This window comes from Propionibacterium sp. (genome assembly GCF_047719395.1).
GTDB lineage: Bacteria > Actinomycetota > Actinomycetes > Propionibacteriales > Propionibacteriaceae > Propionibacterium.
In genome coordinates, this window is record NZ_JBDNTB010000023.1 from 1 (window position 1) to 22180 (window position 22180).

Consider the following 22180-nt stretch of genomic DNA (forward strand, 5'->3'; position numbering starts at 1 on the left):
CCCTCCTATCTTGTGTGTAATTAACTGCATTTTTTTGTGTTAACCCCCACCACGCTGGCTCCCCCCGCCCCCCGGGGGGGGGGGCCCCCCCCCCCATTTCTCCAGCACGACTGGTGACAGCCACCGCGAAGGCGCACCTCGAGCCCGAATCCATGCACCATGCCGGTGGTAGCGTTCAAAGCGATTGAGGCACCTTTCGCGCCGCGGTCACATGCAGCGGGCGTGGATGCCATGAAATTGCAAGCAGTGAGTCGGAGTCTCAGCAGCCGTCCTGCGCCGGCATGGGTGCCGCGCATCGACAGCTTCTGCGCCGCCCGCATCGGAACTGAAACGACCTAGCGAAGGATTTTCTCGTGATCCGTTATGACCTCCCCAGCATCGACGATCTGATTGCACTCGGCGAGCCTCATGAGAACGCCATCACCATCTATCTGCCCACTTCCCCCACGCCCTCCGGTCGCCAGCAAGCCTTCACGGCAGCCAAGGCCGCGGTGGACGAGGCCGTCCGCACGGTACGTGCCGATGGGACAAGCCGCGTCCACCAGGACGCGATCCGGGCGCAGTGGGAGCGCATCGCCGAGGACTCCACGCTGTGGGGAAATCTGTCGAATTCGCTGGTCATCCTGCTGTCTGCCGACCTGACCGAGGATTTCGTGCTGCCGAACCGCCTGGAGGCGCAGACCCAGGTGGGCGACTACTTCGACCTCGGGCAGCTCGTGAGGGCGGTCACCTCCCCACAAGACGCGCTCGCTCTGACGCTGTCGGCAAATGGCTGGAATCTGTGGTCGGCCAGCGCCACCACGCGGGCCACCGAGCTGGAGCTCAGCGAGAAGTACGCGGCTGATGCCGCCGACGCCACCAACCGGATGACCATCCGAGACCGTGGCCTGCTGAAGCGACTCGGCGGGGACGAGGGCAAGAAGGTGCTGCTGGAGCGCTACGCAAGGGTGGTTGCAGATGCCATCCGCTCCGAACTCGGCAAACTCGACCCGAACGCCAAGCTGCCGCTGTTCGTGTTCGCCACCGAACCACTGCTCGGAATGATCCAGGCGGAACATCTGCCCTGGAAGATCGTGCCCATCAACGGTGCGCCCGACAAGTTGCGTCCCGACCAGATCGACGATTCCGTCCGCAAGCACATTGAGACCATCAACGCGGCTGCCCACAATGCCCAGGCCGATTCGATCGGTCATGGCGTCTCTTCGGGTCTTGCCGTCACCGAACTCGAGCCGATCGCCTCTGCGGCGGTCTCGGGCGCCGTGGCAACGCTGTTCTACGACTTCACCAAGGACATCCTCGGTACCCTGGACGACTCGACGGGCAAGGTGGTGTTCACCGACACCGGGTATGACCTGTTGTCCCGGCTGGCAGTGATCGTGCTGAACAACGGCGGCGAGGTGATTGCGGTGCGTCCTGGCGAGATCACCGCACAGATCTGGCAGGGATCTGCTCTGGCCGGGCTGCGCCATCCGATCGCCTGAATGTCATCGCCTCGCCCGAAAGTGCAGCAACGGCCAGATCGGCTGACATGAGGCAATGGACTGGGGGCGGGAACCGGGCTTCGATCGGCCGGGTCTACCCGGCAGTGCCTGAGCGACGTATCGTCAAGTATCGGTAGACGCTGTGGCTGTTGGCAGGCAGCCACCACATCGCTCCAAGGAGTCCGCCATGAGTACATATTCCACTCCCTCCGGTTCCGGCTCGTCGGGGCCGCGGCGCGGCCAATCCACGAGCGGGTTGCAGCCCAATCCGCTCTTCTGGTTGGACAGCATTGACGAGCAGATGCGCAGGCTCACCAGCAGACGCCCTGGGCGGGCATCCCGCGGCGATGTGCGCGCGGCGATCCTCGCTCTGCTCGCCGATGAGCCGATGCATGGCTACCAGATCATCCATGAGATCGAGCAACGCAGCGCGGGGACATGGAAGCCGAGCGCCGGCTCGGTGTACCCCACGCTGCAGATGCTGGCCGATGAGGGACTCGTCACGTCCCACGAGACGGATGGCAAGAAGGTGTACGAACTCACCGACGCTGGCCGCGAGGAGGCGGAGGCTTCGCAGGGAAAGCCCGCCCCCTGGGCCACCGCGGCCGAAAAGGAGGTACCGGAGTCGCTGGTGCTGCCGAAAGCCGCCGCACGCCTGGCGCAAGCCATCGGTCCGGTGCTCCGCGGTGGCTCGCCGGTGCAGGTGAAGGCCGTGACCGAGGTCATCGACGAGGCACGCCGCAAGATCTACACGATCCTTGCGCAAGACTGAGACCGGGCGTGCCGGCACCCGGCCGGGCGCTGCGGAGGTCACATGAGCAGCCACCGGCAACTGCGTGCCCGATATCGGCGAATCCTCGGCTATTTCGCCAGGCTGTTCGTCCGCCTGCTGTTCTTCGATGCGGTACTGCCCAAGCTCGGGCTGGGGCGCCTCAGTGCACGCGGGCGCGAGGCACGGCTGAGGCGCGCTGCGGCGGACTTCCACGACCTGGCAGCCGACCTCGGCGGGCTGCTCATCAAGGTGGGCCAGTTCATGTCGACGCGGCTGGACGTGCTGCCCGCCGATGTCACCGAACAGCTCGCCGGCCTGCAGGACGAGGCACCGCCGGTGCCCTTCGACGACATTCGCGCCCGCGCCGAGACGGAGCTCGGCATGCCGCTCGGGCAGGCCTATGAGTGGTTCGACCCCGAGCCCCTTGCCGCAGCCTCGCTGGGGCAGGTGCACCGTGCACGGCTGAACGAATCGGAAACCTCCGATGTGGGTTTCCGCCGGGTCGTGGTGAAGGTGCAGCGCCCCGGAATCGAGCAGATCATCGAGGTGGATCTGTCGGTGCTGCGCAGGGTGGCGGGGTGGGTTTCGCACTACAAGGCCGTCGCGCAGCGCACCGATGTTCCGGCACTGGTCGAGGAGTTCGCCTGCTCCACCGGCGAGGAGGTCGATTATCTCCACGAGGCTGCCAATGCCGAGCACTTCGCGGCGAACTTCGCCGAGGACCCCACCGTCACCAGCCCAGCAGTCGTCTGGGAGCGCAGCACCCGCCGGCTGCTCACGCTGTCCGATGTCAGCGCGATCAAGATCAGCAGCGACGAGGCTCTGGAGGCCAAGGGCATCGACCCCGAAGAGGTCGCCTTCGCGGTGGCCGACTGCTACATCTCCCAGGTCTTCGACGACGGCTTCTTCCACGCCGATCCGCATCCGGGCAATCTGTTCGTGACGCCCGTTCCCGCCGGCCTCCGCGAGGAGGTGGGACGCAACTGGCAGCTCACCTTCATCGACTTCGGGATGATGGGTCAGGTTCCCGACAATCTGCGAGGTGCACTCAAGGATGTCGTCATCGCCGTCGGGATGCGCGACGGGCACCGGCTGTTGCGCTGCATGCAGGAACTCGACATGCTGCTGCCCTCCGCTGACCTGTCATTGGTCGAGCGCGCCATATCCCAGCTCTTCGATCGCTTCGGTGGGATGAGCCTGGCGGACATGCGCACCATCGATCCACGCGAGTTCGCGCAGTTCGGTGAGCAGTTCCGCGAGCTGATGCGGTCGATGCCCTTCCAGATGCCGGAGAATCTGCTGCTGCTGATCCGGGCTGCGTCCCTGATGAACGGACTGTGCACGGCGCTGTACCCCGACTACAACATCTGGGATTCCGTGGAGCCCTATGCCCACGAGCTGGTGGTCGGCGGGAGCGGCTCACGCACGGCGCTGGTCCTGGACGAGGCGCAGAATCTGCTCACCACGAGCATGTCTCTGCCGCGCCGCGCCGAGCGCGTCCTCACCATGATGGAGCGAGGCCAGCTCAGCGTCCAGACTCCCACTGTGAATGTGCTGGTCAGACGGATCGAGCGAGCACTGGGACAGGTCATCTCGGCAATCCTGTTCGCCGGCCTGCTGGTCGGCGGAATCCTGCTGCGGGCCGACCAGCCGCTGTGGGGTCATCTGCTCATGGCGGTGTCGGTACTACCGCTGTCGAAGGCCCTGCTGGGTGGTCACGGGCGGCTGCCCCCGGAGTGAGGCTCACCGCCCCTTCGCGGGGATGCCGACCACATGGTCCCCGGGCCGAACCGTTCGGAATGGATGGGCACCGGCCCACGAATGGACGAAGAGCCCCGAAAGGGCTGCGATCATGCATGGTTCAGCACGATCGCAGCCCATCACGCTGCCCTGGGCAGCGTCGGCCTGCTCGACAACTCAGACGTGCGACTTCACCTGGGTGTTGTAAATGTTCTGCAGGGTCGACTTGAGGGTGCCCATGGTCGTCTTCACATCGGCCTGCTGGGTGAGCAACTGCGCGACCGACTTGGCCATCTCCTGGTCGGCGCCGGGCAGGAAGACTCGCGCCCAGTCCTGAGTTCGCGTCACGTCGAGCTGCTTGATGGCGGTGCCGATGAGCGGGTTCTTGGCCAGCAGCGAGCTCGTGTCGGCGGACTTGCGCACCGGCATGTAGCCGGTGGCCGCTGAGAAGGCGACGGTGTTCTCGGGATTGGTGAGGAAGCCGATGAATTTCGCGGCAGCCAGCTGGTTGGCGGCCGGGATCTTCTTGGGGATGCCAACACCGGCGCCGCCGGTGGGGCACACCGGGGACTCCGTCACGGGGCCGCCGGGCAGGAAGCCCACGCCGACGTCGAACTTTCCGGCGGAGGCCTTCTGGATACCCACCAGGGAACCCGTAGAGCCGAGCGTGGACGAGCAGGCGCCCGCGGTCATGTCGTCGGTGGCCGACTTGGAGGCGACACCTGCCCACTTGCCCTTGTACACCGAATCCTGCACATATTGCAGGGCCTGCACCGAGGCATCGGTGTCACAGGTGATGTCGAAGCTGTCCTTGGCCGACCAGCCGCCGCCGTATCCCCACAGGATGTTCTGCAGAGTCCAGCCCGCGTAGTCGGGAAGTGCCGGGTGCTCATAGGCGTGCTGGGCACCGGGATTGGCGGACTGCAGCTTCGGCGCCCAATCGGCGAATTCAGCCCAGGTGGTGGGCGCCCGGTCGGGCAACCCGGCAGCAGCCCAATCCTTCTTGTTGTAGTAAAACAGCGGCGTCGACCTCGCCCAGGGCACTGCCCACTGGCCGTCCTGGTACTGGTAGTCGGCGAGCAGTACATCGCGGTAGTCCGAGGTGTCCACGTCGGCGGCCTTGAGGGCATTGGCCAGCGGGATGATGGAGTCCTGCATGAAGTAGCGGAACCACCACACATCGGAGAACACCACGATGTCGGGCAGGGTCCCGCCGGCCTGTGCGGTCTGGAACTTCTGGGCCACGTCCTCGTAGGTGCTGCCCGCGGTGACGAGATTGACGGTGATCCCGGAGGCGTCCTTGAACTTCGAAATGATCTGCTTGGTGATGTCCTCGGAGTTGCCCGGGTGGTTCGACCAGAAGGTGATGGTCGTTGCGGGCGTGACGCCGTTGAAGTCCGGGCCGTTGTTTTGCGCAGCCGATGCGCTCTGGGAATCGCTCTTCGCGGTGGACGGACCGGCGCAGGCGGACAGCGCGGCGGCTCCGGCGCCCAGTGCCGCGAGGCCGAGCAGATTGCGCCGGCTCAGCGGCAGGGTTCGCCGCGTGGGGGACTCATTCATGACAGGTGCTTCTCCTCCGAGATTCGGGTGCCCTCACTTGACGGCACCTTGGGTGAGACCAGCGACGATGTATCGCTGGAGGAACAGGAAGACGATGAGGACGGGAAGGATGACCACCACGGCCCCGGCCATCAGTACCGGATAGGAGCTGGGGTCGCCCTCGATGTTCTTCAGCAGGGTAAGACCCACCGGCAGGGTCATCCTCGAGTCGTCATTGGTGATGACCAGCGGCCAGATGTAGTTGTTCCACTCGTCGACGATGGTGACCAGCGCAACCGTCGCGATGGCCGGCGTCGACATGGGCACGACGATCCGGATCAGCCTGCCCAGGTGCCCGGCACCGTCCATCTCGGCGGCCTCGAGCACCTCCGAGGGCAGCGTCATGAAGTGCTGGCGCAACAGGAAGGTACCGAAGGCGGTGCCCAGACCGGGCAGGATGATTCCCCAGTAGGTGTTGACCCCGCCGAGACCGGCGATGAACACATAGTTCGGCAGCAGCGACACCTGCGGGGGCACCATCAGGGCAGCCAGCATGCCGAGGAAGATCACTCTCTTGAAGGGAAAGTGGAGGAAGACCAGTGCATAGGCGCTGGTGACCGCCAGGCACAGCTTGATCCCGGCGCCCACCGCTGTGACGATGACCGAGTTCATGAACAGCCGGGGGAAGTTCACCTGGTGCGAGGCGCGCAGGTAGGCGTCCCAGCTCGGCTGGTGCGGCAACCACCTGATGGTCTGGGAGACGATCTCGCCGGGCTGCTTGAACGAGCCGAGGACCATCCACAGCAATGGCAGCACGATGATGAGCGTCATGACGACCAGCGGCAGATAGCCGCCGAAGAAGGTGCGCACCGGAGTGCTGGGGCCGACCATGGACTCGTCGACGTGCTCGTGGTGCTTGCGGCGACGGTCGGTTCCGCCGGCCCGCTTGGACGATGTGAGCAGCAGGCTCATGCGTAGTGCACCCTTCGCTCGAGGAAGCGCATCTGGAAGACGGTCATGATGACCAGGATCAGGAAGAGGATCGTGGAGATGGCTGCGGAATATCCGGCGCGGTTGTATCCGCCGAAGGCCTGAAGATAGGCGTCGTACATCAGGGTGGTGGTGCCCTGCCCGAGCGGGGTCATGATGCGTATCAGGTCGAAGGCTTGCAGGGACGACAGCATGGTGGTGAGCAGGATGAAGAAGGTCGTCGGGGACAGCAGCGGCCAGACGATCGACCAGAAGGTGCGGAATCCGCTGGCGCCATCCAGGGCGGCGGCCTCCAGAAGATCACGATCGATGGATTGCAGGGCAGCCAGATAGATGACTGCGCAGTAACCGAGGTTCTTCCAGACATAGACGATGATGACCATCGTGAGTGCCAGACCCGGGTCGAGGAACCACTGCGGCACGGGCAGGTTGAAACCTCGCAGGATGGCTGCCAGCACACCGATGGTGGGGTCGAAGATGAATGACCAGACCAGCCCGATACCCACGCCGGACAGCACATAGGGCGCGAACACGGTGGCCCGCGCCACGCCTCGCCCGACAAGACGGCGGTTCAGCACGGTAGCCAGCAGCAGGCCGATCAGCATCGACCCGCCGACGGTGGCGACGGTGAAGATCAGCGTGGTGCCGAGCACCTGGCCTGCTTCCCCGCCGGTGAAGAACTCCACATAGTTGCCGAGCCCGATGAAGGTGGCGGTGTCGGAGCCGAGCGTCCAGTCAAGCAGCGAGTAGTAGATGTTGGTGAAGATGGGCCGGTAGATGAACATCGCGATGAGTGCGACATTCGGCAGGACCAGGGCGACGAAGAGCCATGCTTCGCGCCGTCTGCGCCTGCTCCCCCGATGTCTGTTCTGCGGTCTGTCATCGGTCGCCGCCGAGCGCTGCTCGCTTGCGAGCGTTGCTCGGCGATCCTGGAGGCCAGCCTCGATCGTCGCCACTACCGTCCTTTCCGCACGTCAGGACACCCCATGTCCTGTCAACGCGTCGACGCTAGGCGGGCAGGGTGTCCGGCTGGTGTTGGAAAGATGACGGGTGAGTTACCGGTTGGCAACGAGTGAGGTGAGTGGAATGTGGGGACGTCAAACTTGGGCGGAAGCGCAACGGCGCGCTTCGTGCGATCGCCCGAGCGCGGCCCAGCCAGCTTCATGAAGCTGGCCGGGCGCCGGGGAAGCCAGCTGCTGGCCAAATGACATTGCACACATACCAATGCCTCAATTGAGCCCCGGCCGATCCAGCCTAGCCGCGTCCAACAAGCGCTCAGAGGACGTAGAGAGCAGGGATCATCTTGATTGGTATGTGTGTAATTGAGACACATTCACTTCATACCATCAGTTCGTGCATCCTGTGCTAGGTTGCCCCCAACGCCGATAGTCACCAGATCCGCGGCACGCAACTTCAGGAGGCAGTCATGAGCACCAGCTACGAGAACCTCAACGACCATCTTGGTATATGCGACAGCGGAACGCTTTGCTTTCACGACAGTGATTCGTGTCCCATCTATCGAGATAACTTCGGGTCCGGAGTGGGTGTTTGGGAAACCGCGGGTATGGCCGCACGCCTCGGGCACCATCCATGCCCGTGTGCGTATCGGTATTTCTCGTGATTCGTCGTGTCCAGGTGACCCGAGCCAGGAGGACACGGCCGTCGAGTTGCAAGCTTCGTCACCATCCAGATCGCTGGGCGATTGGTCAAGGTCCCACCTGCTGATGCGGCTACGTGTAGATTGTGGACCGGTTGCCAATGTCAACGGCGACGATGCTGAGCTGGGCCCGGTCGATATCGAGGATGACCCTCCAGTCCCCCACGCGGAGTCTCCACAGGCCAGTGAGTGGGCCAGACAGAGCCTTGCACGGTGCGGTTGGCTCATCGAGTGTCGTAAGACGTTCCAAGTTCGTGACGATATGTCGGGCGACAGTGTGATCGAGCTTGCGGAGAGCTTTCGCGGCACGTGGTGAATAGCGTAACGACCAAGCGCGCTGGGATTCCATGGCTGGTCAGTCGATGCCGAGTTCAGCCTTCAGCGCGTCATTGTCGATCGTGGCGAGTTCCCCGCGCCGGATCGCCTCGACCTCCCCGCGCAGCTGGTACGCATACTCAAGTTCGCCCAGATGCTCTTCCAAGGCCTCGCGCACGTAGAACGTGGCGGGCCGGCCGGTGGACGAACTGAGTGCATCAAGACGACGCTTGAGATCGGCTGGGAGTCGCACACTTACGACGCTTGTAGACATATTTACATCATGCCACGCGGCTACCCTCTCCAACCCCTTGCCTTCCTCGGAACGGACCAGCCTTCCTCGGAACGGACCAGCCTTCCTCGGAACGGACCAGGATGACACGCCGAGGTGCCTTCCCAGTTTTGTCACACCCCGGTGCTTGAGTCCTCTTGTGGAGACAACCATGGATTTCGACGACTTCTTCCGGCACGTCACCGGACAGCCGGAGCCCTATCCGTTCCAACGAGAGATCGCTGAACACGGTTTCCCCGAAATCATCGCCGTTCCCACCGCCGGTGGAAAGACAGACGCGGTGGTCGTCCCATGGCTCTACAGACTTCGCCATCCGGACCCGAAGGTGCGAACCAGCACGCCACGTCGTCTCTTCATCGCCTCCCCGATGCGAACCCTGGTGGAACAGACCGCCAAGGTGGCACACGACGACCTGGAGAGGGCCGGCATGGCCCACACTGTCGGGGTGTACGTCCTCATGGGCGGCACCTTGAACTCTCCCGACCTGCAAACCTGGCGGATGAATCCCCAGGCCCCCTCGATCATGATCGGGACCGTGGACACCATCGTCTCTCGTGCACTGAATCGGGGCTATGGCTGCGCCCGACCCTCGTACCCGATCGACTTCGCACTCACGACCAACGATGCACAGATCGTTGTCGACGAGGTTCAGCTGGCACCCCAAGCCACAGCCACCCTGCGTCAGCTCGCCGGCTTCCAGCGTGATTGGGGCACCGTCGGGCCGGTCGGTCTGACATGCATGTCGGCCACCGTCGTGCCTGAAGCTCTTGACGTCGTCGACAATCCCTTGAGTCCCCAGACAACCCGCGTCAACGTCAACCCGAAGGATCCGGGGTCCCCTCTCCTCGAGAAGAAGATCTGGGCCAAGCGCCGGATTTCACACATTGACGCGCAGAAGCCCAAGGAATTGGCCGATGTCATCGCCAATAACCACGCGCCGGGGAGCCTCACGATCGCCATGGTCAACACGGTTGACGCGGCCGTTGGCACCTACCGGGCGTTGAAGCGGCAAAACCTCTCCGCCGAGCTCGTGCTGGTTCACTCCCGCTATCGAGGCCTCGAGCGACGAGCCATCGTCGCTCAAGCAACGAATGAGAGGATCCCCTCTGCGGGGCGGATCGTCATCTCCACTCAAGCTCTCGAAGCAGGCATCGACATCGACGCCACGACGCTGATCACCGAGGCTGCCCCATGGAGTTCGATCGTCCAGCGCGCAGGCCGGTGCAATCGAAAGGGCGACTTCAACGACGAAGCCAGGCTGCTGTGGTTCAATGTCTGGCCGAAGCACCCCTACGAGGACGGCGACGTCGCCGCATCCGAGGCAGCCTTGCTCACGCTCGAGGGGCAACAGGTGACTGGAAGCCAGCTGCATGACATGGCTGTCGCTGAAGCCAGCCCAGACCTTGCAATCCCCCGACGTTCGGACATGCTCGAGCTTTTTGACACAAATCATGACTTCCTCAGTGGTGATGTTGATATTCGTCGCTATATCCGCAGTGACGGTGACATGGACATCCAAGTCGCTTGGGTCGATACTTCCGACTACGAAAAGAAGCCACGTACTGCATCGAAGATTCCCAGGCCTCCTGACTCGTTACGGTGCCCGGTCGGCATCGGGGCTCTCACCAAGTTCCGAAAGCGTGAAGACCATCCCCACATATTGACCTTCTCGAGGGCGGACGGCGAGTGGATCCCACTCCGGCCGAACGAGCGAGTGAGCCCTCAAGGGCTGCTGCTCATCGACCGTCGATCCGGTGGATATGATGGCGAGTTGGGCTTCCAGGCGAAGTCAACTGATGCGGTGACCGAACCGGAGATTTCCGTGTCCACAGTTCCTGAGAATCAGGGAGTGAGTGACGATGCAGGTGCACATGGCGGAAATTGGCTCAGCCTGCAGCAGCATCTGGATGACACACGCGCTCAGGCAGAGAAGCTGGTTACAGCGATCGATCAGGAGGAGAACCTGATCGGACCAGGTCTCTCAGAAGGAATCGTCGTTTCCGCAGCTCTGCATGATGTTGGTAAGGCACACCCGGTCTGGCAACACGCGCTCCTCGAAGCCAATGAACCCCCCCAATTCATCACTGGCCCCTTTGCGAAGTCGCCCGGCAAAGGCCGCCTCATGTTCAAGGATCAGCAGGGCAAGCCCCTCAAGGGCTTCCGCCATGAATTCGTCTCAACACTCATGCTCTCCGGCGAGAACGGGGAACAGGAAATGGCCACCAATGGGGCGTCGGCCATCGCATATGGGTTGTGCCGGTATCTCGTCGCAGCCCATCACGGTCTGGTGCGCCTTCAACCCCAAGACCCCACCGCGGATGGGGAGACCGGTCTCACGCTCCTCGGCGTGTCCGATGGATCTGAGTTGCCCAGCCTTCCCCTTGGCACCACAAAGACCGTTCCGGCAGATCTGTCCGGATTCAATGGCGGGCTGAACGGATGGACTGATATGAGCCTGGGATTACTCGACACCTGGGGGCCCTTCCGATTGGCCTTTGCAGAAATGCTCGTGCGCATGGCAGATTGGCGCGCCAGCGCAGGACTTCCGACTGCGAAAGTGGAGGATCAGCTATGATCAGTCGACTTCCTGGTCTTCGGCCGGATAATCTCAGCACTTATCTGGCATCTCTTGGTCTCATGAGGGTCGTTGCCACCCAGGGATACACGGACGCTCCTACGGACGGGGGAAAGATCACGCCTGCCACCAGTTGCTGGTGGGAGGCTGGGGTCTTCCACTTGGATTCCGATGTCCCGGATCTGGTGGACTTTCTCGTCCGCACATACCGGCCCAGCCCCATCCTGAGCCCTTGGAACGGCGGGAGTGGCTACGGCGAGAAGGACAAGAATCAGCGCGAGATCTTGATGCGAGTGGTCAACAGCGGTGAACCGCGCCTGGCGGCGTTCGCTCGAGCCCATACTGCTATTCAGCGTGTTCGCAGCCAGACACCCACCACCGACAAGGGGCTGCTCGTCCAGCGCCTCCGAAACCTTGTTCCCGATGAGGCGGTCCCGTGGTTGGACGCTTCCGTCGTGCTCACCGCCGATGAGACAGCATCGAAGGTGAAACCTGCCTTTCCACCGTTGCTGGGAACCGGGGGAAATGACGGACGTTTCGACTTTTCGACCAATTTCCAGCAACGTCTCATCGAGGTCTTGCCAGAACTAGGAGCCAGCACAGAAGATTCGCGCCATTGGGCGCAGGCAATGCTTGCCGGTGACTCCGTCCGCCTTGTTTCGGCCGCTGTCGGGCAGTTTGATCCAGCGGCCGCCGGGGGCCCCCGGGCTTCGGCCTTCAGCGCACCCTCACTCACCAATCCCTGGACATTCGTACTGATGATCGAGGGAATGCTCCTCTTTGCATCCTCAGTGTCACGACGACTTGGCGAACGGAGTTCCCAGGCAGCCATGCCCTTCACCGTCACGGCCGAACCGAATGGTCCTCTGCCGGGGTCATCAGAGGAACAGAGCAGAGGTGAGTTGTGGGCACCGCTGTGGGAACGGCCTCTCGTCATGCACGATGTCGATCACCTCTTTGCCTCGGCGAAGACAGCGTGGAATGGCAAGACCACCAGTCGTGCCGCCGACATGTACGCGGCACTGCATTCGCGCGGTCTGGACCGTCGAGTGAGCAGACTCATCAGATTCTCCTTCTTGCAGCGGAATGGTCTCGCCTTCACAGCGGTCAAACTCGATGAAATCCGCACCGAGACCAAACCCGCAATTCGGCTGGCCATCGACATCCAACGCCGTGCCCACAGCTTCATCCCGTCAGCAAGTGACTCATCCCAGCGTGAACTCGAGGCGAGCCGCGCCTACCGGCGAGCATATCTGGACTTCTGTCGCGCAGTCGACAACCCAACCCTTCTGCGTCTTCTGACGGCAGAATGTGAACTCGAGATCGTTACCTCGAGATCCATGTCCGGACGAGAAAGAGTGGAGCGGACCGCTCACCGCCCTTCGGCACTCGCAGTGCTCGAGGTTCTGAAAGAAGGCCTCAGGCGAAACAGCGAACTGAGACTTGCCGCCTCACTGGCATCCGGTCAACTCCACTATGAAGACGAATGGCTCACCCTCGCTGACCTCGTGCTGGGCAGACCACCGGTGCGTACTGGAGACTGGTGGCGATTGCCGGTTGTCGATTCATTCGGGCACCGGAAGATCCATGAGACTCTCGCGGAGCTGCTTGTCTGGAGACTAGGGCACTACGACGAGACCAACGGTGTGCACTCGGCAGGAACCACCACCATGGATCGCTTCAGCCTCCGATCGCCATGGAGCGATACGCACTTGTGGGCCCGAGGGCTGGCTGACGAGAAGACGTTCCGAGAATCGCTTCTTGCGATGCTGGCCCTCGACTGGTCCACCATGTTCCAAGAGAACGACATTCACCGCACGATGCGCGAACTTGCGCCTGCTCAGTGTTTACCCTCGCCCTCACTCGCTGTCATTCACCCCTTCGCTGCTGGAAGAGTCATCGATCCCAACTCGGCAGCGAGCGAGAACCCCAGAGTTCGTGGAATCAATCCGGGCTGGCCGATCAAACTTTCCTATGGTGACAGGAGTGCAGTGGCAGGCGTCTTGGCAGATGCCACTGCACTCCTGAACCGGAGTCTTCTGACGATGCCGAGTTCTGGGAGGCTGTCAGCTGTGACTTGCCGGGAACCTGAGCTAGACATTGATGGCGCACGTCTTGCAGCAGCGCTATGGGCTCCGGAATCCAGTAGGCCACTGAGGGATATTGCTCACGCTGAAATCGTTCCAGAAAGTCGTTAATCAACCAACAAGAAGGTCTCTCATGAGCGAATTGAAGCAACACTTCGTCCTTGATCTCGAACCCACTTCCGGCCAAGGGGGCAGATTTCAGCCCACCGGATTCCCCAACCTCGGGGCCGCATTGTTTGAGCGTCCCAAGAAAGAGGGAGATTGGGAACAAGCACTTCAGGTGGAGTCCCCCCAGTCGATGGCAAACCATCTGGAGGCCACCACCTGGGACGATGCGTCAAACAGTCAGCGCGCCGAGTTCGATGCCATTCCATACGTGGAGATCGTGGACACCGACGGCGTATTCCTTACGTCTTCCCGTTTGGAAGCACATCGCTTGGCATGCGCCTACATCATGAATTCGGCCATTGAAGAGCACAGCGGCAGAGAGTGGCTCCAAGCACGGCTAGGACTGCACAAGGGCCACGCGTTGGATCAGCAAGCACTAGCAGCAGCAGTCTTCGAGCTCGACCCTCTGTCGCTCATCCATGGCGTCTTCTTCGCGCAGAAGTCCTGGCCTTGGCAGCCCAAGATCGCACGTGCCGTCACAAGCTTCATCGAGGCCAGCGATGTCAGGGCTGCAGTATCCGGTGGAGTGAAGAAGGACTCGGTCGACATCGCTGGCGGCGCGACCAATCTCGGCTACGGCATGGTGCCCTTCCAGCGCATCGAATACACCGCACGGAACATTCAAGCCTTCGTCAGCGTCGACCGCGAGCAGCTCAGATCCTATGGGTTGGGTGAGGCACGGACGGAACTACTCGAAGCAATCATCGATTTCGAACTCACCCATTTCTTCCGGCGCGAGACCATCCGACTCCGTACCGCCTGCGAACTGCGCTTGTCCGATGAGGCGGCCGAGACACTACCTACGCTGGCAGAGGCCGATACACGTCTGAACTCGGCCTTGTCCGCGCTCGAAGGACAACTTGGTCAGCGCACAGTCGCACAGTGGTCCGAGCGCTCGGCCAAGAAGGGGGAGTGATGTCTGTCGCCGTGCTCATGCGCTTTCCGCATGGGCAGTATCAGGCAACTCCGTGGGATGCCGCCACCAACAGCCAGACCTCGGAGTGGCCGCCATCCCCGTGGCGACTAGTGCGGGCCTTGCTGTCGGTGTGGCACACCAGGCACCCGGAAATCAACGGCGCTGATGTCGAATCCGTGTTGTTCCAGCTCAGTGGACCACCTGTCTATTGGATGCCGCCCACCGGTCCAGGACACACCCGCCACTATCTGCCCAAGGCTGAACAGCGGACAGGCCTGAATTTGACCGAGCTCACGCTGGCTCCCTTCCTGAGCGTCGACCCGCATGCGGAACTCGTCATTGCTTGGCCAAGTACTGAGCTCACCGAACGACAAAGAACCACGCTGGAAAAGCTCGTCGGTTCGCTTCCCTACTTGGGGAGAGCTGAGTCTGTCGTGGATGCACGAGTCCTCGACGCGGTCCCTGAACCACCACCGACCTGGGAGAATTGGCTGCCCAATGAAATGGGCACACAACGGCTCATGTGTCCAACGCTCACCGCAACCCGTGAGGAGCTTGAGATCTCCCCCACGCAGATGCGGAAGGGGCGACGTCTCATCCCCGAAGGTTCACGGTGGGTGACCTACGAAGCCGTTCTTGGTGCGAGGGAGACCCCTACGCACGAGGCTCATGGTGCCCGCACCATACGCGCCATGCATTGGCGGTTGGAATCGAAAGGCCCCTTTCGAGAGCAGTACGGCATCTTGGCGACAGAGCGATTGAGACAGGCAGCTCTGAGCGTCCTCGGGCACCCGAACAATTCCGGGAGAGACTCCCACAATTCACTCGGCGAACAGGCCCGCAAACACGACCGTTACCTGCTCTCGGGGCATGTGGAGGAGAAACAACCCGAACAACACCAGCATGCGCATTGGCTCTGGGACTCAGACAACGGGATCATCCACGACCTCTATCTGTGGATTCCCGATCCCGGGGGCCTGAGTGAACGCACAGCTCTCGACATCCTCCGCTCACGGACCACACAGGAGCTCGTTCCACCACGCTCCTACAAGGATGAACGTGGACAGATGACACTCCGTCTCGGGGATTGGTCTCCCCACGGGTTCGTGGAGAGCCAGTTGTTCCTTGTTTCCTATGGTGGCCCTGAGGTCCTGACCAACCTCAGGCTCTTCCCACAACACCCCACGAAGCGCTGGCGATCTGTCACCCCGCATGTCCTCAACAGGCGAGGCAAGCGCCACCAGAGCATCGAGAGCTTGGCACGCGAGGACGTGGAGGCAGAGCTTCGCTACAGATCCGGCGACGAAATCCCGATGCTCTTGAGCTGCACCCTCCGCAGGGAGCCTGAGGGGAGGCGTCATCCGCTTTTCCGTACGTACCGCTGGCACGAAGACATGGGCAAGCAGAGACGGTCCGTGCTTCTTGATCTGGAGTTCGAGTCACCCATCCAAGGGCCCCTTCTATTGGGCGGGCTCTCTCACTTCGGATTTGGCAGATATGAACCCGCCGAGTGAAGATTCTTGGGAGGCACCTGTCCTGCTTCCGGCACGTATGATCAATGAATTCGTCTATTGCCCGCGCCTGTACTACATGGAGTGGGTTGACTCTCGCTGGAACGACAATACAGACACAGCAAGGGGAGACGTTGCCCACTCCTCCGTCGACTCTCGCGGAGGCCAGATGCCTTCGCCGGATTCGGAGGAGCCGCCACTGATCACGACATCGGTTCATTTGTCAGACCAGGAGCTCGGGGTCACCGCGATCATCGATCGGGTCGATCATCATGACGGATGTTGCTCATCGGTGGACTACAAGGTGGGCCATCCCCAGCAGGACGGTCAACCGTGGCCTGCGGACAGGGCCCAAGCACTCGTCCAGGCGGCGCTACTGCACAAGGCCGGGTACCGAGTTTCTTCCGCAGAGCTCTACTATCGCGCAACCCATGAGCGTGTCACCATCCCTTGGACTGCCGATCTGATTGAGGAGGTGACTGCTCTGGTTGGTCGCGCCCGTTCCGCAGCCGCAGCACTGCAACCCCCACCACCGTTGGTGAACTCCGCCCGATGTCCCAGATGCTCCCTCGTCGGGTTATGCCTGCCCGACGAGGTCAACTGTCTGCTGGACAGGAGCACGGCCCCACCACGCCGGCTGACTCCGAAGAATCCCGATCAGGCGCCCTTGTACGTCACTGAACAAGGAGCGGTGGTCGGGGTCCGAAGCGGGAGCCTGCGGGTCACGAAGAACAAAGAGACCCTCGGAGAATTTCGGCTGATAGACGTTTCTGCATTGTGTGTATTCGGGCACGTGCAAGTGACAACCGACGCCCTGTCGCGATTGTGGAATCATGGAGCCACTGTTCTTTGGTTCTCCTTTGGTGGGTGGCTCAATGGCTGGGCGCAAGGGCGCCCCAGCAAGTACTCCGAACTCAGAAGACGTCAAGTGGCCGCAAACAGCCAAGGAGGAGCCTTGGCCAGACCGATGATCGAGGGGAAGATCCGCAACCAGCGCACACTCCTGCGCCGCAATGCGAAGACAGAGACAGTGGGGACGCTGGATTCTCTGGGGCGACTCGCCGACCAGGCGCGAAGCGCCGAAACTCTGGGAGAACTCCTGGGTGTGGAAGGGGCCGCCGCCAGGCTCTACTTCCAGAATTTCACCAAGATGCTCGCCTCCCCCAACCATTTTGGGGCCCTCTTCGATGCTCTCGGCAGAAACCGAAGGCCGCCGCTCGATCCGATCAACGCAATGCTGAGCTTCTGTTATTCATTGTTGGTTCGAGACGTGGTCTCCGCCTGCCTTGCAGTAGGTCTGGATCCATATATCGGCATTCTGCACAGAAACAGATACGGTAGACCTTCATTGGCGCTGGACATTGCAGAAGAATTTCGCCCACTCGTTGCCGACTCCACAGTCATCAGCGTGATCAATTCGCACAGGATCAATCTGACTGATTTCAAGACAACAACAATCGGCTGCAGTCTGACTAATCCTGGTAGGAAGAAGATTATTGCAGCATACGAGCACCGAATGTCAACAGAACTGCACCACCCAGTATTCAAATACTCACTGAGCTACCGCCGAACAATCGATATTCAAGCACGGATGCTCGCCGCAGTCATGATAGGAGAACTAGACACCTACAGACCGGTAGTGACCAGGTGACAACATGGCTCGGAACAGATATCTCATTGCATACGACATCCGAGATGACAAACGGCTGCGCCGCGTCATCGATCTCATGAAGGGCACCGGAACTCGGCTGCAATACTCTCTCTTTCTCTGTGATCTCAGCCAACGAGAACTGATCCTCTGGGAACAATCCATCCTTCAGATCATGTCCACAGATGCGGACTCCGTGATATATATCGACCTTGGCAAGATCACAAATGATGTCGTTCATGTGCTCGGTGCTTCCCGGTCCTTCCCGAGGACCGGCCCCCAGATTCTCTAGCGAGCGGCCCCATGCTGCATGCTCCACGCGCAGCTGCTCGATGCCTTGTCAAGGGCCTGTTGAGAATGACAACTCCATAGCGGTAACCTCGGAATCCCGACCGATCGGTACCCCCACTCGCCATGGGAGCGCATCTATACTTGTCAACGACTGGTCTTTCAGACAGCTGTCACCCTCGGTATTTGCCGAGGGCTCCATTGAGGCAATGTCCCAATCAATGAAGTACGGATTATATACGGTCGTCACCCTCGGTATTTGCCGAGGGCTCCATTGAGGCACCGTCACCGAATGGCCGGACAGCTGATACTCGCACTCGTCACCCTCGGTATTTGCCGAGGGCTCCATTGAGGCCGCACGAATTGCAGTGCGATACTCCACGCGACCGTGGGCGGTCACCCTCGGTATTTGCCGAGGGCTCCATTGAGGCTTGCTGAGATCAATCACCTGGTCTTGCAGTGAGTTGGTCACCCTCGGTATTTGCCGAGGGCTCCATTGAGGCGCCGCGAAACGCCAGGACATCCTCGCCCGCATGTGACGTCACCCTCGGTATTTGCCGAGGGCTCCATTGAGGCGAGGATGCCCTGGGCGGATCCGCGTTCGGGCAGATGAGTCACCCTCGGTATTTGCCGAGGGCTCCATTGAGGCCTGGTGACCGTCGATGCGGTCGGTGTACATCGGGGAGGTCACCCTCGGTATTTGCCGAGGGCTCCATTGAGGCACATTGGCCATTGGCTCGCTGTGCCACGATCTCGCGAGTCACCCTCGGTATTTGCCGAGGGCTCCATTGAGGCGCTGCCGACCGTGTCAACCTGCCAGGAGAACGCCCCGGTCACCCTCGGTATTTGCCGAGGGCTCCATTGAGGCAGCAGGAGCGGCACCCTCGGCAACCTGCTCACGCCACGTCACCCTCGGTATTTGCCGAGGGCTCCATTGAGGCGAGAACTTCGTCAGATACGTGGCGGCCGCGGACGAGGTCACCCTCGGTATTTGCCGAGGGCTCCATTGAGGCACGGTTTCGCGCGGATTGACTGCGGCAGCATCGGAGAGTCACCCTCGGTATTTGCCGAGGGCTCCATTGAGGCAACGACCCTAGCGAGTCGCCTTACATGCTCGACCCACGTCACCCTCGGTATTTGCCGAGGGCTCCATTGAGGCTTCTTAGTCATCACAAAAGCCTTCCCGTCATCGCCGCGTCACCCTCGGTATTTGCCGAGGGCTCCATTGAGGCGTGAACTGGACGAGGGTGGCGGAGATGAGGGGCGCGGCGTCACCCTCGGTATTTGCCGAGGGCTCCATTGAGGCGACATGAGGCGTGGAGTGTTAACGGCGTCGGTCTCGGTCACCCTCGGTATTTGCCGAGGGCTCCATTGAGGCCGCCGGGATGGGCGGTGAGCTCAGCTGGGGTGGATGGGTCACCCTCGGTATTTGCCGAGGGCTCCATTGAGGCCCGAATCCGTGGGCGATGTGCGTGTAGATCTTGGCGTCACCCTCGGTATTTGCCGAGGGCTCCATTGAGGCCTCGGAGCGGCGGTCCTCGCGATGCCCGGAGACCAGGTCACCCTCGGTATTTGCCGAGGGCTCCATTGAGGCCGCATGTCTGCTGCGCTGAGTTCGGTGAGGCGTCGCTTGTCACCCTCGGTATTTGCCGAGGGCTCCATTGAGGCATGTAGATGGCGAGGTTGGCGTCCGGGCGGAGCTGCGTCACCCTCGGTATTTGCCGAGGGCTCCATTGAGGCGCCGCATAGAACGCCAACGTCACAGCATCAAGAGGCGTCACCCTCGGTATTTGCCGAGGGCTCCATTGAGGCGATTCAGCCTGCCCTTGCCCGTGCTCTGGATATCGGGTCACCCTCGGTATTTGCCGAGGGCTCCATTGAGGCGAAGTTATTGACGCGGACGCGCCAGGAATTCCTTCATGTCACCCTCGGTATTTGCCGAGGGCTCCATTGAGGCGCAAGACTCTTAGCCGAGTACGGCACCGAGTACGGCAGTCACCCTCGGTATTTGCCGAGGGCTCCATTGAGGCCTTCCAACATTGACCGATGCCTTGTATTCGGCAGGTGTCACCCTCGGTATTTGCCGAGGGCTCCATTGAGGCGATGTGGATCTTCTCGTCGCTCATGTTGCGCCACCTTCGGTCACCCTCGGTATTTGCCGAGGGCTCCATTGAGGCTCGCTGGCCTGCGCAGTCACCGCCATACAGCCCACCTAGTCACCCTCGGTATTTGCCGAGGGCTCCATTGAGGCTCGACGGAGGCCTGAGCCTGCCCCATGGCGGCCTGGTCACCCTCGGTATTTGCCGAGGGCTCCATTGAGGCGAGGATCAACCCCGAGCCCCGCAGCAAGCGCCTCAAGCTGTCACCCTCGGTATTTGCCGAGGGCTCCATTGAGGCGGCGAGATCCAACTGGACTGGCTGCTCGACGCTGCCGGTCACCCTCGGTATTTGCCGAGGGCTCCATTGAGGCCACAAGACGGTGCGGTGGACCAACGAGGTGCAGTGGGCCGTCACCCTCGGTATTTGCCGAGGGCTCCATTGAGGCATTTCAACTGGCCTGGGATCGTCCTCTCGGCAGGCTCGTCACCCTCGGTATTTGCCGAGGGCTCCATTGAGGCACCCGCGCCCCGATCGACCCGGACGACCCGGACCATCCCGGGTCACCCTCGGTATTTGCCGAGGGCTCCATTGAGGCGGTGTGACTCGAAGGCGACGTTCGTAGGGCTGCCTGGTCACCCTCGGTATTTGCCGAGGGCTCCATTGAGGCGGCTGGGCGTTGTTGACGTTGGTGATGGCCCGCCACGGTCACCCTCGGTATTTGCCGAGGGCTCCATTGAGGCGGGAAACACACGCAGAAGTCCGGGTCGGATGCCTCCACGAGTCACCCTCGGTATTTGCCGAGGGCTCCATTGAGGCCTCAAGAACTGACCACGACCGCGGCCAAACTACCCCGGCCAGTCACCTCGGTATTTGCCGAGGGCTCCATTGAGGCTTTTGAGGTCGACGAGGTAGGTGTCGTTCATCCGGGTCACCCTCGGTATTTGCCGAGGGCTCTATTGAGGCACTGCATCTGCCGGGGTGGGCCCGATCAGTTTCACCGTCACCTCGGTATTTGCCGAGGGCTCCATTGAGGCGCGGTGACGGTGGCCGACCACCGGTAGTCGCTGGGGGTCACCCTCGGTATTTGCCGAGGGCTCCATTGGAACAACTCAGCGCTCAAGGACTCCAGGCAGGCCATCAAGCGGATGCCAACATTGAGAGGATAACTCGACTCCTTGCACTTCACATTGCCGTGAGAGCGGCGCCCTGTGAAAACCTCTTGCACGGCTTCCCCAGCGACCGATGACTCCCAGCCGACACACAGCTTACGCACATTATCCGCGAATCTGGCGCACGCACTCTCGGAATCATGAAGATCTCGTGTCGATTGGTGGGCACAGCCGCGGGTTGTGCCGCACTCGTGTTGGCCTCGTGGATGACCTTCATGGCGCTCTGGCCGACCTGGGCCGGCACCACCTTCGCTGAACTGCCGTTCTGGCTGAGCCTGGACAGCGCCGAACTGGTGGGCCTGGTGCTGATCGGGTTGACGGCGCGTCACCACCCGCGATCCTTCACCATCGCCTCGATGCTCACTGCGAGCCTGCTGTTCTGCGATGCCGCCAGCGACATCTCCCTCTCCATGGCCACCGGGGACACGCTGCTGGCAGTGGCGACTGCGGTGCTGGTCGAGCTGCCGGCAGGATTCCTCCTGCTGAGAACAGCGCTGAAACATCAGGTGGGACACCCTCATGTCCCGGCAATCAACGCATAAGGTCGGCACCATGCATCGCAAGGCGGTCAGCATCGCGGCAGCAACGGCGGCCGCCGGGCTGGCCGGGTGGATGGGCATCATGGCCTGTTTCCCCGAACACAGCGGGGTGCGCCCTCAGCATGTGGGCAAGTGGCTGCTGGTGGACACCATCGAATTCACCGCCCTGATGGGCTTCGCCAACACCGCGAACCTCAGGCCGCGTCATGCCGCGAAGTGGGCGACAGGGGCAGCCGTCATCATCGCCGGAGATGCCCTGCTAGATCTGGTGACCTCCCGGGCAGGCCGGGAACGCAGACAGGCGGCTCTGATGGCGGCCATCGTCGAAATACCCTCTGTCGCGGGGCTGAGTACCTGGGCTGTCCACCATCGTCGGGCCAGGTACTGATCATC

16 protein-coding genes and 1 CRISPR repeat array are annotated in these 22180 nt (G+C 61.9%); of the genes, 11 read left to right on the forward strand and 5 right to left on the reverse strand.

All coding sequences use genetic code 11. The features are described 5' to 3' along the window. Positions 1–353: 353 nt before the first annotated feature. The 3 genes from ABF648_RS05665 to ABF648_RS05675 all read left to right on the forward strand — a co-directional run bounded on the left by ABF648_RS05665 (position 354) and on the right by ABF648_RS05675 (position 3993). Entirely contained in the window at positions 354–1481 is a 1128-nt protein-coding gene (locus ABF648_RS05665; protein WP_415631323.1) for a hypothetical protein, read from the forward strand. Between the two features lie 187 nt (positions 1482–1668). Further along, complete coding sequence (locus tag ABF648_RS05670; RefSeq protein ID WP_415631324.1) at positions 1669–2253, forward strand: PadR family transcriptional regulator; 585 nt, start codon at positions 1669–1671, stop codon at positions 2251–2253. Between the two features lie 42 nt (positions 2254–2295). Next, complete coding sequence (locus ABF648_RS05675; protein ID WP_415631325.1) at positions 2296–3993, forward strand: ABC1 kinase family protein; 1698 nt, start codon at positions 2296–2298, stop codon at positions 3991–3993. A gap of 177 nt (positions 3994–4170) precedes the next feature. Here ABF648_RS05675 and ABF648_RS05680 read toward each other — a convergent pair whose 3' ends face one another. The 5 genes from ABF648_RS05680 to ABF648_RS05700 all read right to left on the reverse strand — a co-directional run bounded on the left by ABF648_RS05680 (position 4171) and on the right by ABF648_RS05700 (position 8768). Further along, positions 4171–5553 (reverse strand): ABC transporter substrate-binding protein, encoded by a 1383-nt coding sequence (locus ABF648_RS05680; RefSeq protein ID WP_415631326.1) that lies wholly within the window; start codon positions 5551–5553, stop codon positions 4171–4173. A 33-nt stretch (positions 5554–5586) separates the two neighbouring features. Next, the gene (locus tag ABF648_RS05685) at positions 5587–6504 is read right to left on the reverse strand and encodes a carbohydrate ABC transporter permease (protein ID WP_415631327.1); all 918 of its coding nucleotides are present in this window, start codon (positions 6502–6504) and stop codon (positions 5587–5589) included. After that, positions 6501–7478, reverse strand: a complete 978-nt coding sequence (locus ABF648_RS05690) for a carbohydrate ABC transporter permease (protein ID WP_415631328.1) — start codon at positions 7476–7478, stop codon at positions 6501–6503. Before ABF648_RS05690 ends, ABF648_RS05685 begins: the two co-directional genes overlap by 4 nt. Before the next feature lie 774 nt (positions 7479–8252). Then, the gene (locus tag ABF648_RS05695; protein ID WP_415631329.1) at positions 8253–8528 is read right to left on the reverse strand and encodes a type II toxin-antitoxin system RelE family toxin; all 276 of its coding nucleotides are present in this window, start codon (positions 8526–8528) and stop codon (positions 8253–8255) included. A 6-nt stretch (positions 8529–8534) separates the two neighbouring features. Then, positions 8535–8768, reverse strand: a complete 234-nt coding sequence (locus ABF648_RS05700) for a ribbon-helix-helix protein, CopG family (RefSeq protein WP_415631330.1) — start codon at positions 8766–8768, stop codon at positions 8535–8537. A 169-nt stretch (positions 8769–8937) separates the two neighbouring features. Here ABF648_RS05700 and ABF648_RS05705 point away from each other — a divergent pair, with 169 nt between their 5' ends. The 8 genes from ABF648_RS05705 to ABF648_RS05740 all read left to right on the forward strand — a co-directional run bounded on the left by ABF648_RS05705 (position 8938) and on the right by ABF648_RS05740 (position 22175). After that, positions 8938–11361: a helicase-related protein gene (locus ABF648_RS05705; RefSeq protein ID WP_415631331.1), complete on the forward strand. Its 2424-nt coding sequence runs from the start codon at positions 8938–8940 to the stop codon at positions 11359–11361. Then, the gene (gene csx17 / locus ABF648_RS05710; protein ID WP_415631349.1) at positions 11358–13559 is read left to right on the forward strand and encodes a type I-U CRISPR-associated protein Csx17; all 2202 of its coding nucleotides are present in this window, start codon (positions 11358–11360) and stop codon (positions 13557–13559) included. Before ABF648_RS05705 ends, csx17 begins: the two co-directional genes overlap by 4 nt. Positions 13560–13581: 22 nt before the next feature. Beyond that, the gene (gene cas7u, locus ABF648_RS05715; RefSeq protein ID WP_415631332.1) at positions 13582–14532 is read left to right on the forward strand and encodes a type I-U CRISPR-associated RAMP protein Csb1/Cas7u; all 951 of its coding nucleotides are present in this window, start codon (positions 13582–13584) and stop codon (positions 14530–14532) included. A 17-nt stretch (positions 14533–14549) separates the two neighbouring features. Further along, positions 14550–16046 carry a type I-U CRISPR-associated protein Csb2 gene (csb2, locus tag ABF648_RS05720; RefSeq protein WP_415631350.1) on the forward strand — a complete coding sequence of 499 codons (1497 nt, stop codon included), beginning with the start codon at positions 14550–14552 and terminating at the stop codon, positions 16044–16046. Between the two features lie 37 nt (positions 16047–16083). Next, complete coding sequence (gene cas1 / locus ABF648_RS05725) at positions 16084–17694, forward strand: CRISPR-associated endonuclease Cas1 (protein WP_415631333.1); 1611 nt, start codon at positions 16084–16086, stop codon at positions 17692–17694. Positions 17695–17698: 4 nt separating this feature from the next. After that, a complete protein-coding gene (gene cas2 / locus ABF648_RS05730; RefSeq protein ID WP_415631334.1) occupies positions 17699–17983 on the forward strand; it encodes a CRISPR-associated endonuclease Cas2 in 285 nt (94 codons plus the stop codon). Positions 17984–18151: 168 nt separating this feature from the next. After that, positions 18152–21185: direct repeats of the CRISPR family, unit length 36 nt; unit sequence GTCACCCTCGGTATTTGCCGAGGGCTCCATTGAGGC. A 278-nt stretch (positions 21186–21463) separates the two neighbouring features. Beyond that, positions 21464–21790, forward strand: coding sequence for a hypothetical protein (locus tag ABF648_RS05735; protein WP_415631335.1), 327 nt, complete (start codon positions 21464–21466; stop codon positions 21788–21790). A gap of 10 nt (positions 21791–21800) precedes the next feature. Then, positions 21801–22175 (forward strand): hypothetical protein, encoded by a 375-nt coding sequence (locus ABF648_RS05740; RefSeq protein WP_415631336.1) that lies wholly within the window; start codon positions 21801–21803, stop codon positions 22173–22175. Positions 22176–22180: the final 5 nt, after the last annotated feature.